12 protein-coding genes are annotated in these 13,588 nt (G+C 65.7%); 4 read left to right on the top strand and 8 right to left on the bottom strand.

Annotation, left to right across the window (positions count from 1 at the left end; translation table 11 throughout):
- Positions 1-58: 58 nt before the first annotated feature.
- The 4 genes from LY05_RS10085 (at position 59) to holA (ending at position 4,738) form a co-directional block, all read left to right on the top strand.
- The gene (locus tag LY05_RS10085; protein WP_170258967.1) at positions 59-580 is read left to right on the top strand and encodes a DUF3576 domain-containing protein; all 522 of its coding nucleotides are present in this window, start codon (positions 59-61) and stop codon (positions 578-580) included.
- An 81-nt stretch (positions 581-661) separates the two neighbouring features.
- A complete protein-coding gene (gene leuS / locus LY05_RS10090) occupies positions 662-3,238 on the top strand; it encodes a leucine--tRNA ligase (RefSeq protein WP_148923081.1) in 2,577 nt (858 codons plus the stop codon).
- Positions 3,239-3,302: 64 nt separating this feature from the next.
- A complete protein-coding gene (lptE, locus tag LY05_RS10095; RefSeq protein ID WP_170258969.1) occupies positions 3,303-3,725 on the top strand; it encodes an LPS assembly lipoprotein LptE in 423 nt (140 codons plus the stop codon).
- The gene (gene holA, locus LY05_RS10100; protein WP_148923083.1) at positions 3,722-4,738 is read left to right on the top strand and encodes a DNA polymerase III subunit delta; all 1,017 of its coding nucleotides are present in this window, start codon (positions 3,722-3,724) and stop codon (positions 4,736-4,738) included. The genes lptE and holA overlap by 4 nt, the downstream gene beginning before the upstream one ends.
- Here the strand turns inward: holA and LY05_RS10105 are convergent.
- The 8 genes from LY05_RS10105 to hemE form a co-directional block, all read right to left on the bottom strand.
- Positions 4,735-5,592, bottom strand: a complete 858-nt coding sequence (locus LY05_RS10105) for a ParB/RepB/Spo0J family partition protein (protein ID WP_148923084.1) — start codon at positions 5,590-5,592, stop codon at positions 4,735-4,737. The two genes, holA and LY05_RS10105, sit on opposite strands and share 4 nt — an antisense overlap.
- Positions 5,593-5,610: 18 nt before the next feature.
- Positions 5,611-6,402, bottom strand: a complete 792-nt coding sequence (locus LY05_RS10110; RefSeq protein WP_072747027.1) for a ParA family protein — start codon at positions 6,400-6,402, stop codon at positions 5,611-5,613.
- A gap of 10 nt (positions 6,403-6,412) precedes the next feature.
- Complete coding sequence (rsmG, locus tag LY05_RS10115) at positions 6,413-7,054, bottom strand: 16S rRNA (guanine(527)-N(7))-methyltransferase RsmG (protein WP_148923085.1); 642 nt, start codon at positions 7,052-7,054, stop codon at positions 6,413-6,415.
- Positions 7,051-8,916, bottom strand: coding sequence for a tRNA uridine-5-carboxymethylaminomethyl(34) synthesis enzyme MnmG (gene mnmG, locus LY05_RS10120; RefSeq protein WP_148923086.1), 1,866 nt, complete (start codon positions 8,914-8,916; stop codon positions 7,051-7,053). The genes rsmG and mnmG overlap by 4 nt, the downstream gene beginning before the upstream one ends.
- A 2-nt stretch (positions 8,917-8,918) precedes the next feature.
- Positions 8,919-10,223 (bottom strand): tRNA uridine-5-carboxymethylaminomethyl(34) synthesis GTPase MnmE, encoded by a 1,305-nt coding sequence (gene mnmE, locus LY05_RS10125; protein ID WP_148923087.1) that lies wholly within the window; start codon positions 10,221-10,223, stop codon positions 8,919-8,921.
- Positions 10,224-10,293: 70 nt separating this feature from the next.
- Complete coding sequence (gene rho / locus LY05_RS10130; protein WP_170258970.1) at positions 10,294-11,565, bottom strand: transcription termination factor Rho; 1,272 nt, start codon at positions 11,563-11,565, stop codon at positions 10,294-10,296.
- A 140-nt stretch (positions 11,566-11,705) separates the two neighbouring features.
- Positions 11,706-12,161, bottom strand: coding sequence for a protoporphyrinogen oxidase HemJ (hemJ, locus tag LY05_RS10135; protein WP_148923088.1), 456 nt, complete (start codon positions 12,159-12,161; stop codon positions 11,706-11,708).
- Positions 12,158-13,198 carry a uroporphyrinogen decarboxylase gene (hemE, locus tag LY05_RS10140; protein WP_072747021.1) on the bottom strand — a complete coding sequence of 347 codons (1,041 nt, stop codon included), beginning with the start codon at positions 13,196-13,198 and terminating at the stop codon, positions 12,158-12,160. The genes hemJ and hemE overlap by 4 nt, the downstream gene beginning before the upstream one ends.
- Between the last annotated feature and the right edge of the window lie 390 nt (positions 13,199-13,588).

Raw genomic sequence — 13,588 nt, forward strand, 5'->3', positions numbered from 1 at the left:
GCCCAGCTAAATGCGGCCAGGGACGCGCCGCCGCGCGGCGCAAGCGAGGAGGCCTCGAGTGAACAAGATCCTGCCGATCGCCGGCGCGCTTGCCGCGTCTCTTGCTCTTGGCGCCTGCGGCGGGGGCACGCCGCCCAAGGAGCAATACGACCCGACCCTTGCGGACATGACCCGCGACCGGCGGGCCTCGACCATCGGGGACCTGCTGCGCGCGAACCGCGTCGAGACCGAGGGCGGCGGCGCGGGCATCGCCATCAACCGCCATCTGTGGCGCGCGTCGCTCGACACGCTGGCCTTCCTGCCGCTGAGCTCGACGGACCCGTTCTCGGGGGTGATCGCGACCGACTGGGGGGTGAATCCCGATGCGCCGGACGAGCGCTTCAAGGTCACGGTTCTGGTGTCGAGCCCCAAGCTGGAGGCCAGTTCGCTGAAGGTGGCGGTCTATCGGCAGGTGCGCGGCGAGGGCGGCGAGTGGCTGCCCGCCCCGGTCAGCCCCGAGACGGCGCGCAAGCTTGAGGACGCCATCCTGGCGCGGGCGCGTCAGATCAAGGTCGCCGAGCTGGCCAAGCAGAAGGGCTGAGCCGGGCGCCATGCCGGATTGAAAAGCCCGCCGCCCGCCCGTAAGACAGGGCGTCCGCAGGGCAGCAATCCGAGGGAAGACATGGCGCGCTACAACCACCGGGAAGTCGAGCCGAAATGGCGCAAGGCGTGGGAAGACGGCGGCTGCTTCCGCGCGCAAGCCGATCCCGCGCGCCCCAAATGCTACGTTCTTGAAATGTTCCCCTATCCGTCGGGGCGCATTCACATGGGGCATGTTCGCAACTACGCGATGGGCGACGTCGTGGCGCGCTACAAGAAAGCGTGCGGATTCAACGTCTTGCACCCCATGGGGTGGGATGCGTTCGGCATGCCCGCCGAGAACGCCGCCATGGAGCGCGGCGTGCATCCGGGCAAATGGACCTATGACAACATCGCCGCCATGAAGGCGCAGATGTTGCCGCTTGGCCTGTCGCTGGACTGGTCGCGCGAATTCGCCACCTGCGATCCCGAATACTACGCGCAGCAACAGGCGCTGTTCCTGGACATGCTCGAGGCGGGGCTGGTCTATCGCAAGTCCTCGATGGTCAACTGGGATCCCGTGGACATGACCGTTCTGGCCAACGAGCAGGTCGAGAACGGGCGCGGCTGGCGCTCGGGCGCGCTGGTCGAGCGGCGCGAGCTGACGCAGTGGTTCTTCCGCATCACCGACTTCGCCGAGGAGCTGCTCGAAGGCATCGACCGGCTGGAAAAATGGCCCGAGAAGGTGCGGCTGATGCAGCGCAACTGGATCGGACGCTCGGAGGGGTTGGAGTTCCGCTTCGAGACGATCGGCGCGCCCGAAGGCCATGAGGAGCTGACCGTCTACACCACGCGCCCCGACACGCTGTTCGGCGCCAGCTTCTGCGCCGTGGCGGCGGACCATCCGCTGGCCAAGGCGCTGGCGCGCGAGAATGCCGAGCTTGCGGCCTTCGCCGAGGAATGCCGGCGGATCGGCACTTCGGAAGAGGCGCTGGAAAAGGCCGAGAAGAAGGGCTTCGACACCGGCGTGCGCGTGCGCCATCCCTTCGACCCCGACTGGCAGCTGCCGGTCTACGTCGCGAACTTCATCCTCATGGATTACGGGACCGGCGCCATCTTCGGCTGCCCCGCGCACGACCAGCGCGACCTTGATTTCGCGCGCAAATACGGCCTGCCGGTGACGCCGGTGGTGTGCCCCGAAGGCCAGGACCCGGCCAGCTTCGTCATCGAGGACGAGGCCTACACCGGCCCCGGGCGCATCGTGAACTCGCGCTTTCTGGACGGCATGAGCGTCGACGAGGCCAAGGCCGAGGTCGCCCGCCGCATCGAGCAAGCCGGCAAGGGCGAGCGCAAGGTGAACTATCGCCTGCGCGACTGGGGCATCAGCCGCCAGCGCTACTGGGGCTGCCCGATCCCGGTGCTCCACTGCCCCGAATGCGGCGTGGTGCCCGAGAAGAAGGAAAACCTGCCCGTTCGCCTGCCCGAGGACGTGACCTTCGACAAGCCGGGCAACCCGCTCGACCGCCATCCGACCTGGCGCGACGCGCCCTGTCCGCGCTGCGGCGGCCCCGCCAAGCGCGAGACCGACACGATGGACACCTTCGTGGACAGCTCGTGGTATTACGCGCGCTTCACCGCGCCGAGGGCCAAGACGCCGACCGATCCCGAAGCGGTCGATTACTGGATGAACGTCGATCAGTATATCGGCGGCGTCGAGCATGCGATCCTGCACCTGCTCTATTCGCGGTTCTTCGCGCGGGCGATGCACAAGACGGGCCACCTGCCCGAGAAATGCGTCGAACCCTTCGAAGCGCTGTTCACCCAGGGCATGGTCTGTCATGAGACCTACCGCGCGCAGGACGGGCGCTGGCTGAGCCCGGACGAGGTGCGCATCGTGGACGGGCGCCATGTCGAGGCGGCCACCGGCGCGCCGGTCGAGGTCGGCCCCTCGATCAAGATGTCCAAATCCAAGAAGAACGTGGTCGATCCGACCGACATCATCGACCAGTACGGCGCCGACACGGCCCGTTGGTTCATCCTGTCGGACAGCCCGCCGGATCGTGACGTCGAATGGACGGCGGCCGGCGCCGAAGCGGCCTGGCGGTTTCTGCAGCGGGTCTGGCGTCTGACCGAGGACGCCTTGCCTTCGCTGCCCGCCAGGGGCGCCGAGCCGCCGGCCGATCCGTGCGAGGCCGCCATGGCGCTTCGCCGCGCCACGCATCGGACCATCGCCGGCGTGACGGCCGACATCGAGGGCTTCGCCTTCAACAAGGCGATCGCCCGCATCTACGAGTTCGTCAACGCGATCTCGAAGGCGCCGGCCGAGGGCGAGGGCATGGGGCACGCCAGGCGCGAGGCCCTGTCCGCCCTGGCCCAGCTCATGGCCCCGATGGCGCCGCACATCGCCGAGGAAATCTGGTCGGCTCTGGGAGAGACGAAGCTGGTCGCGCAAACCCCCTGGCCCAAGGCCGATCCCGCCTTGCTGGTCGAGGACACGACCCCGATCGCGGTTCAGGTCAACGGCAAGCGGCGCGCCGAGATACGCGTCCCGCGCGAGGCCTCGCGCGAAGAGATCGAGCAGATGGCGCTGGCTGACGACAACGTGCGCCGCTTTCTGGACGGCAAGACGCCGCGCAAGGTGATCGTCGTGCCCGGACGCATCGTCAATGTCGTGCTCTGAGCGCCGCCGCCTCTGCGCCGCGCTGCTGGCCGCGGCGACGCTGGGCGCGTGCGGCTTCGCGCCGATGAACCGCGCTGGTTCCGGCCCGGCGCGCGCTCTTGGCGCAATTGCGCTCGACGTGCCGACCGACCGGCTCGGCTTCGCCCTGCGCGAGGCGCTCGAGCGTCGGCTCGGTCGCGCCGCACCGGATGCGCCCCTGCGCCTGACGGCCGAACTTTCCTTCTCTTCGTCCGGCCTGGCGATCACCGACGACAACTCGATCACGCGCTATGTTCTGCGGGGACGCAGCCGCTACATTCTGACGGGCGGAGAAGACTTTGCGCCCGTCTCCGGCTTCGTCGAGGCCGTGACGGCGTATTCCGCCACCGGCTCGCTCTTTGCGACGCGCGCCGCCGAACGCGATGCGCAGGAGCGCCTGGCGCGCGAGCTGGGCGAGCGGATCGCGGACCGCGTCCTGGCCGAGCTGAGCCGCCGCGCGCAAACATGAAGCTGACCGGCCGCGAGGCGAAGCGTCATGTCGAGCGCCCGATCGAGGGCGTCGCCGGCACGCTGCTTTTCGGCCCGGATCCTGCCGAGACCGCGGCGCGGCGCGAGCGCCTTGCGCGCGCGCTGGCGGGCGAGGACGGAGAGCTTGTTCGGCTTGCGGGCCCGGCGGTCCAGCGCGACCCGGCGGCGCTGAGCGATGCCTTGCGCTCACGGGGCTTCTTCAGCGCAAGAACCGTCGTCGTGATCGAAGGCGCCGGCGATGGCGTCGCGAAGGCGGTCGAGGCGGCGCTTGAAGACCTGCGGGGCGGCGATGCGGCGCTGGTGGTTTCCGCCGGAGATCTGAAGCCGAAGGGCGCCTTGCGCAAGCTGTTCGAAGCGCACGCGCAGCTGGCGGCGGTGGGGGTGTACTCCGAGCCTCCCGACCGGGAGGAGATCGCCGCCATGCTCAAGGCGGCGCGCATCGCCAGCTGGTCGCCGGAAGCCATGGACGCCCTTGCGGCGCTTGCCGAGGGGATGGAGGCGGAAGAATTCCGCGCGCTGATCGAGAAGCTGGCGCTGTATCTGGGCGAGGGCGAGGGAGCGCTTCGGGCCGAGGACGTCGCCGCCTGCGCGCCCGCGCAGCTGGAGGCCGAGCTTGACGAGCTGGTCGCGGCGGTGGCGAAGGGCGAAGTCGAGCGGCTTCCCATCATTCTCAGACGGCTGGCGGCCCAGGGCGCCGCGCCGACGGGCCTGCTCATCGCGACGTCGCGGCATTTTCGCCAGGCTTTCGAGATCGCATCGGCGCCCGATGGCCCAGAAGCGGCGGCGGGACGCGCGCGGCCGCCCCTGTTCGGTCCGAGGCGTTCGCTGATGGTCGCGCATGTGCGCAGGCTGGGGCGCGAGGGGATCGAAAACGCGCTGCGCGCCTTGCTCGAAGCGGATCTGGCGCTTCGCTCTCCGAACCCGCCGCCGGCGCAAGCGCTGGTCGAGCGCACGCTCATGCGCCTTGCGATGCAGGCGCGGCAGCGCCGTTAACGGCTCAGAAGCTGACAGATGCCGTCCAGCTCTTCGAGACTGGCATAACGCAGGCGCACCTCGCCGCCTTTCTCTCCCTTGTGCTCGATCTTGACGGGAAGGCCGATGCTGGCGCTGAGGTCGGCCTCGAGCGCGAGCGTGTCGGGGTCCTTGACGACGCGCGGCTTCGGCGCGGCCGTCGCCTTGGTCTTCTGGTCCTTGACGAGCCTTTCGGTTTCGCGAACCGAAAGGCCCTGAGCGATGACGCGCTCGGCGAGAGCGGCGGGATCCTCCGCCGTGATCAGCGCGCGCGCATGTCCGGCGCTGAGCCGGCCGGCGGCCAGGTGGTCGAGCACGCTTTGGGGAAGCGTCAACAGACGCAAGGCGTTGGCGATGTAGCTGCGGCTCTTGCCCATCGCTTCGGCCAGTTTTTCCTGGGTGTGGCCGAACTGCTCGATCAGCTGCGCGAAGCCGCGCGCCTCTTCGACCGGATTCAGGTCTGTTCTTTGAATGTTCTCGATGATCGCAAGCTCGAGAACCTGCGCATCATCGAGGTCGCGGATGACGACGGGAACCTCGTGCAGTTGCGCCTTCTGCGCCGCGCGCCAACGCCGCTCTCCGGCGACGATCTGGTATCGCCCCTGCTTGCCGGGATCCGGCCGCACGATCAGCGGCTGGATGACGCCGCGCTCTCGGATCGAGGCGGCAAGTTCGTCGAGCAGATCGGGGTCGAAGTGGCGTCGAGGCTGCGCCGGATTCGGGACGATGACGTCGATCGGCAACGTGGACTCGCGCTGCGTCGTCTCGGCTTCGTCGTCGGCCAGGAGCTCGGCGAGGCCACGTCCCAAGGCCTTGTTGTGCGGTTGCTTGGCCATTGCGAAACCCTTTCGTTCTCAGGCGGCGGCGAGGGCCTGGCGCTCGATGAATTCGCGCGCCAGGGCGCGGTAGGCGAGACTTCCGCGCGATGCGCTATCGTAGACCGTGATGGGCGCAGCATAGGAAGGCGCTTCGGACAGACGAACGTTTCGCGGAATGACGGTCCGGTAGACCAGATCCCCAAGGTTGCGCCGCACATCCTCGGCGACCATCTGCGACAGGTTGTTGCGTCGGTCGAACATGGTGAGGATGACGCCTTCGATCTTCAGATCGGGATTCAGGCTTCGCCGAACCTGCTTGACGGTCTTGAGGAGTTGCGACAGCCCCTCCATGGCGAAAAACTCGCATTGGAGCGGCACCAGAACCGCGTCGGCCGCGCCCATGGCGTTGATCGTCAGAAGATTGAGCGATGGCGGGCAGTCGATGACGACATGATCGTAGTCGCGCGCGATTTCGGCCGCGGCCAGGGCATCGCGCAACCGACGATTGCGGCGCTTGTCGCTCACCATCGCCACATCGGCGGAGCTGAGATCGACCGTCGCCGGCACGATGTCCAGGCGCTCGAGATCCGTGCGTTGGATCGCGTCGCGCAGCGGGTCGTCCGCAATGAGGACATCGTAGGCGGTCTTCACGCGCCGGTCCGCGTCTATGCCCAGGCCGGTGCTGGCGTTCCCTTGCGGATCAAGGTCGATGAGGAGCACCTTCCGCCCCGTCTCGACCAACGCCGCCGCCAGGTTTATGGCGGTCGTGGTCTTTCCCACCCCGCCTTTCTGATTGGCAATGGCCAGAATCCTGCGGGCGTCGCTCATCAAAGGCTGGTCAGGCGTGCTGGACACGGGAAAACCTCGATATTTCCAGGATTTGGCCGCGGGGATCGACCCGACTTGGCATGAGCCGCGCGTCGATATTCCAGCTTTTTCGCGCCTCGGTCAACTCCGACAGCGCATTGGCGCCTTTCGGGAAAAGCAGGCGTGGCGAGAATGGCGCGAAGCGTTCGGTCATGTCGAGAAGCTTGGAGAGCGGCGCCAGCGCCCGGGCCGAAATGACTTCATGTGGCCCCGCCGGGATGGACTCGATCCTCTTGTTCAGAACGGTCGTATTCACGCTCATCTCTCGTGCCGCGGCAAGAAGAAAGGCGCACTTGCGGCTGTCGGACTCGACGAGCGTAACCTGAAGGGTCGGATTGAGCTCGGCTGCGATGGCGGCGATCACGAGGCCCGGAAAGCCACCGCCGGAACCGAGGTCCAGCCAGGACGTGATGACTTCCGGCCGCAGAAGCCACAGTTGGGCGGAGTCGGCGAAATGACGCTCCCAGATTGAATCGAGGGTGGAAGGACCGACCAGATTGATCGCGCGATTCCAGCGACCGAGAAGCTGCTCGAAGAGATCGAGCCGCTCGAGCGTTTCACGTGAAACACCGACCTCGTTGGCGAGGAAATTTTCAACGTCACGCCGGTTCATACGGCGCGCTTGCGGATGCTGGCGAGAACAAGCGCCATGCCGGTTGGCGTGACGCCCTCGATGCGCATGGCCTGGGCCAAGGTCTCGGGCCGGGCTGCGGCCAGGCGTTCCTGCAGCTCGGCGGAGAGGCCCGCGACTCGACGGTAGTCGAAATCGGGCGGGATCGGGATCGATTCGCTCGCGCGAAGGCGCGCAATTTCCTGTTCCTGCCGCTCAAGAAACGGCGCGTATTTCGCGTCGCGGGCAATCTGGTCGCGAATGTCGGCGTCCAGTTTTGCCAGCTCCGGCGCGATCGTGCACAACGCATCCCAAACCTGGTCTCCGGCGCCAAGCAGCTGGTAAAGAGAGCGTCGCGCGCCGTCCATGTTGACGCGTATCCCAGCCGAACGCGCCTCCTGAGGCGAAACCGTGCGGGATTGGAGCAGCGATCGGGCGGAATCAAGCCGGCGCCATTTTTCCTCGAACTTCCGCTGCCGCTCTTCCGTGACAAGGCCCAGGCTGACGCCCTTCGGGGTCAGCCGCTGGTCGGCGTTGTCGGCACGAAGACTGAGCCGAAACTCGGCGCGCGATGTGAACATGCGATAGGGTTCGCTGACCCCGCGCGTGACGAGATCATCGACCATGACGCCGATATAGGCTTCATCACGCGAGAGCTCCAAGACCTCAAGCCCCCGAGCGAATGCCGCCGCGTTTGCGCCGGCGAGCAATCCCTGCCCCCCGGCCTCTTCATACCCAGTGGTCCCGTTGATCTGACCCGCAAGGAAAAGGCCCGGCAAATCCTTGAGCATCAAACGGCGGTCCAGCGCTCGTGGATCAATGAAGTCATACTCGACCGCATAGCCCGGCTGCGAAATCTCGGCCTTCTCCAGCCCCTTGATCGTGCGGACATATTCAAGCTGGATGTCGGCCGGGAGCGACGTCGAGATCCCGTTCGGATAGATGGTCTGGGCGCCCGCGCCCTCGGGCTCAAGAAAGACCTGATGTGCGCCGCGTTCGGGAAATCTCGTCACCTTGTCCTCGATGGAAGGGCAGTAACGCGGACCGCGCGCGGCGATGTGGCCGCCATACATGGCTGATTTCGAGATATTCTCCTGAATGATCTCGTGCGTGCGTTCGTTGGTCGCCGTGATGTAGCAAGACTCCTGCGGCGCAATGATCCCGTCCGTGAGGAACGACATGAAGGAGGGGTCGGCGTCGCCGGCTTGCTCCTCGAGGATCGAGAAGTCGATGCTGCGTCGCCAGAGTCGCGGCGGCGTGCCGGTCTTGAGGCGCCCCATGGGCAGACCCATGCGCTCGAGTTCGAGCCCAAGAGCCGTTGCCGCGCGCTCGAAAACCCGGCCGCCGCTTTGCGACTGGTCGCCCACGAATAGCTTGCCCCGCAGAAACGTGCCGGTGGCGAGGACCACAGCCGCGCAGCCGATGACGCCTCCGCTCGCAAGAACGACGCCATTTATTTCGCCCCGTCGGCAGTTCAGTCGCTCGACTTCGGCCTCAATGACATCGAGATTGGGCAAAGCGGCCACAAATCTCTGGACGTATCTGCGGTATCGGTCCCGGTCGGCCTGAACCCTTGGCCCTTGAACGGCGGGGCCCTTGCTTCGATTGAGCAAGCGGTAGTGAATCGCCGAGTAGTCGGCCGCTCGCGCCATCACGCCGTCCAGCGCATCGATTTCGCGAACGATGTGACCTTTCCCCAGACCGCCGAAGGCGGGGTTGCAAGACATCTCGCCAATCTTCGAGGCATCCAGGGTGATCAGCGCCGTGCGCGCTCCGCCGCGCGAAGCCGCGCAGGCAGCCTCGACGCCGGCATGCCCGCCGCCAACCACCACCACGTCATAACGCCCGTGTTTCACGTGAAACATGCCTATTTCCCTATGCAGAAACTGGCGAAGACGTCATCCAGCAGGTCCTCGACATCGACCCGCCCGATCAGGGCCTCAAGTTGCCTTAACGCGTAACGCAGTTCCTCGGCAAGAATCTCGGGCTCGCCGATCCCGGATCGCGCCAACGAAAGACACCTTTCCAACGCCTCCGCGCCGCGCTCCAGCGCGACGCGTTGGCGAACGCGGATCACGTGGCTCGATGTCTGCGCCGTCGCCCGAAGGCGATTGAACAGCGTCTCAAGCAGCAAGTCCACGCCTTTTCCGGTCAATGCGGATACGGCCAAACCATCAGGGGCGGAGCCTCGATCCGCCTTGCTGATGACGACCAGGTCGGCATCGCTCAATGCAATTTCCGGCTCGGCGCCATCGTCGATCTCCTGGAGCCAAAGCCGAACATCCGCGTTTTCCGCCGCCTTGCGAGAACGTTCGATGCCGATCCTCTCGACCGGATCATCCGTTTCCCGCAGCCCGGCGGTGTCTAGGAACGTCACCGGCAGGCCCCAAAGATCCAGATGCACCTCGATGACGTCCCGAGTCGTCCCCGCATGCTCCGAAACGATTGCCGCGTCGCGCTTCGCCAGAGCGTTGAGCAGCGTCGACTTGCCCGAGTTTGGCCGCCCCAGGATCGCTACCCGGAAACCCTCCCTGATGCGCTCAGCCGCCTGGGCCCCGGAAAGCTCCGCCTTGACTTCGGCAAGAACCGTCTCCATGGCGTCCGCCGCGCCATCGAGCAAACCCGCGGGCAAATCTTCGTCCGCGAAATCGATGCCGGCTTCGATCAACGCCGCGGCGCGGATGAGCCTTTCGCGCCAATGATCGACCAGCCGGCTCAAGCCGCCTTCCATGACCCGCATGGCCTGAAGCCGCTGCGCTTCGGTTTCGGCGGCGAGCAGGTCCGACAGCCCCTCGACCTGCGCAAGATCCATGCGGCCGTTGAACAGCGCCCGGCGCGTGAATTCGCCCGGCTCGGCCGGCCTCAGCCCCTCCATCTTCGCCAAGGCATCCAGGACCGAGCGCACGACCGCTGCGCTTCCGTGCAGGTGCAGCTCGGCCGTCGGCTCGCCGGTGAAGCTGGCCTCGGCTGCGAAGCGCACCGCCAGGGCATGGTCCAGAGTGTCGCCATTCGATGGGTTCGCCACTCGCCGCAGGACCATCCTTCGCGGCTCGGGCAAAGGTCCGGCCAGGGCCGACAGGGCGGAATCGGCCAGCGGTCCCGAGATGCGGATGACGGCGACGCCCGCCTTGCCGGGGGCCGTCGCCTGGGCGAAGATCGTTTCCTCGTCCATCGACCACTCCAATAAAATCGGCCCGAACAGCCTGGTGCTCGGGCCGATCGACGAAAATTCCGGTCGGGCGTCAGGCGTTCATCGAATCGAAGAATTCGGCGTTGGTTCTGGTCTGCTTGAGCTTGCCGAGCAGGAAATCGATCGCGTCGGCCGGACCCATGGGGTTCAGGATGCGGCGCAGGACGAACATCTTGGCCAGGTCGCTCTTCTCGACCAGAAGCTCTTCCTTGCGGGTGCCGGATTTCAGGATGTCGATCGCCGGGAAGACGCGCTTGTCGGCGACCTTGCGGTCAAGCACGATCTCCGAGTTGCCGGTGCCCTTGAACTCTTCGAAGATCACCTCGTCCATGCGGCTTCCGGTATCGATCAGCGCGGTGGCGATGATCGACAGCGAACCGCCCTCTTCGATGTTCCGCGCGGCGCCGAAGAATCGCTTCGGCCGTTGCAATGCATTCGCGTCGACGCCGCCGGTCAGAACCTTGCCCGAGCTGGGAATGACCGTGTTGTAGGCGCGTCCCAGCCTGGTGATCGAATCAAGCAGGATCACGACGTCGCGGCCATGTTCGACTAGGCGCTTGGCCTTTTCGATCACCATTTCCGAAACCGCGACATGCCGCGTGGCCGGCTCGTCGAAGGTCGAGGAGATGACCTCGCCCGCGACCGAGCGCTGCATGTCCGTCACTTCCTCGGGGCGCTCGTCGATCAGCAGGACGATGAGGTAGCACTCGGGATGGTTCTTCTCGATCGAGTGCGCGATGTTCTGGAGCAGAACCGTCTTGCCGGTCCGCGGCGGCGCGACGATCAGGCAGCGCTGTCCCTTGCCGATCGGGGCGACCAGATCGATCACGCGCGCCGACTTGTCCTTGGTCTGTTCGTCTTCGATTTCCATCTTGAGCCGCTCATTCGGGTAGAGCGGCGTCAGATTGTCGAAATGTACCTTGTGGCGCGCCTTCTCGGGATCTTCGAAGTTCAGCGTGTTCAACTTGACCAGCGCGAAATAGCGTTCGCCTTCCTTCGGCGCACGGATCAGGCCCTCGACCGTGTCTCCGGTGCGCAGGGCGAATTTGCGGATCTGGTTGGGGCTGACGTAAATGTCGTCCGGTCCCGGCAGATAATTGGACTCGGGCGAGCGCAGGAACCCGAATCCGTCCTGAAGAACCTCGAGCACGCCGCCGCCGATGATCTGGACATCCCGGTCGGCAAGCTCTTTCAGGATGGCGAACATCATGTCCTGCCGGCGCATGGTCGACGCGCCTTCGATCTCGAGCTCTTCGGCGAACTCCAGCAGGGCAGTGGGCGACTTCTCCTTCAGGTCGGAGAGCTTAAGTTCTTGGATTTCCATGTATTTCCCGAAGATTTGCCCGCGCGGCCTCGTCTCTCGGCAGCTGGCGGCAAGAGGATTTCCGTGCGGGAAGGAGGGTCGGACAGGGCTGCACGGACGCGCGAAACGCTACGGGAAGGCGGCCGCGCTTGTCAAGATCCTCAGAACGGCTCGACGATGGCCATGATCACGATCAGAACCATGAGAAGGGTCGGGATCTCGTTGATCATGCGAAAGGCGCGGCCCGAGCGTCGATTGGCGCCCGCCTGAAAGGCGCGCATCTCGCGCCCAAGGAACTCGTGATAGATGGTCATGGCCACGACCAGCGCCAGCTTGGCCTGCAGCCAACCTGCGGCCAGGATCCCCTCGAGCCCGATCGCGATCAGCATCGACGCGCCGAAAATCCAGCTCGAGATCATCGCCGGAACCATGATCGCACGATAAAGCCGCCGCTCCATGACCTTGAAGGTTTCGTCCAGAACCGGCTCGGCGCGTCCGCGTTCGGCGTGATAGACGAAAAGCCGCGGCAGGTAGAAGATCCCGGCCATCCAGGCGATGACGCTCATCACATGCAGCGCCTTGAGCCAGTCGTAATGCGCGGCCAGCCAGTCCGTCATTCCGCGCTCCGCACGATTTCGACCAGCCGCGCGACGTTGTCGGGATCGGCGTCCGGCGTGATGCCGTGTCCAAGGTTGAAGACATGCGGCCCGTTGCGCAGCGCGCGCAAGATGCGCCGCGCCTGGGACTCGAGACGCGCGCCGCCCGTCACCAGCAAGAGCGGATCGAGGTTGCCCTGCACCGCGCATTTTCCTTGCAGATTCTCTGCGGCCCAAGCCGGATCGACGCTTTGGTCTATGGCGATCGCGTCAGCGTCGGTGGCCTTGACGAACGCCGCGCTGCGCGCGCCGGCCCCGCGGGGAAAGCCGATGATTGGCACGTTCGGATGCCGTTCCTTCAGCGCCGCGGCGATGCGGTTGAAGGGCGCGATGCAGCAGGTTTCGAAATCCTCGAAATTGAGCGGTCCGGCCCAGCTGTCGAATATCTTGACCGCTTCTGCGCCAGCCTCGATCTGCGCGTCCAGATATTCGATGGTGGCTTCGGTGATCCGGTCGAGCAACGCGGCGAACAACTCGGGCGCCTCGACGATCATGCGCCGCGCCGGGGCCTGGTCCGGCGTTCCGCGCCCGGCGATCATGTAGGTCGCGACCGTCCAGGGCGCGCCGGCGAAGCCGATCAACGCGACGTGCGAGGGCAGCTCGCTGCGCAAACGGCGGACGGTTTCGTAGATGGGCGACAAGGTTTCGTGGACTGCCGAGGCCGGCTTCAGAACGGCCAGGTCCTCCTTGCGTATGACGGTGGACAGGCGCGGGCCCTCTCCGGCCTCGAAGGCCAGTTTGGCGCCCAGGGCCTGGGGAACCAGAAGGATGTCGGCGAACAGGATCGCCGCGTCGAAGCCGAAGCGTCGGATCGGTTGCAGCGTCACCTCGGTGGCCAGGTCCGGGTTGTAGCAAAGATCGAGGAATCCGCCCGCCTTCTCGCGCACCGCCCGGTATTCGGGCAGGTAGCGTCCCGCTTGACGCATGAGCCAGATCGGCGGCGTCGGCAGGGTTTCGCCGGCCAGGGCGCGCAGAAGGGTCTTTGTCGGCGGGGTCATGTCATCCTCAGAGAAACAGGGGGAGATTTGAAGGTTGTAGTGCTTAGTAGGGCCCCTGCACAGTGGGGATTACCGTTTCGAGTCCGAAGCTCCACAAGGTTATCCACAATTTTGTCCAGCGCGCGCGGATTCATCGCCGCTTTTCAAGGTTCTCCACGCCTGTCGTGTTGATAAAAAACCTCGAAAAAACAAATTCTTAAGCCATAAGCGTGAGAGTTTTCCTCAGCTCGGCGCGCCATGCTGCGGCGGGGCGTCGCGATGGGCGAAAGTTATCCACAGCCGACGCGGCCGGGGCCGGATTCCTCGTCAACAGGTGGATGACTCGGGCGCCCGATTGAAGCGATCTCGCCACACCTCGCGCCGATGCCGGGTTATCCCCGACAATCCACG

Source organism: Oceanicella actignis (genome assembly GCF_008124525.1).
In the GTDB taxonomy this organism is placed as follows: Bacteria; Pseudomonadota; Alphaproteobacteria; order Rhodobacterales; family Rhodobacteraceae; genus Oceanicella; species Oceanicella actignis.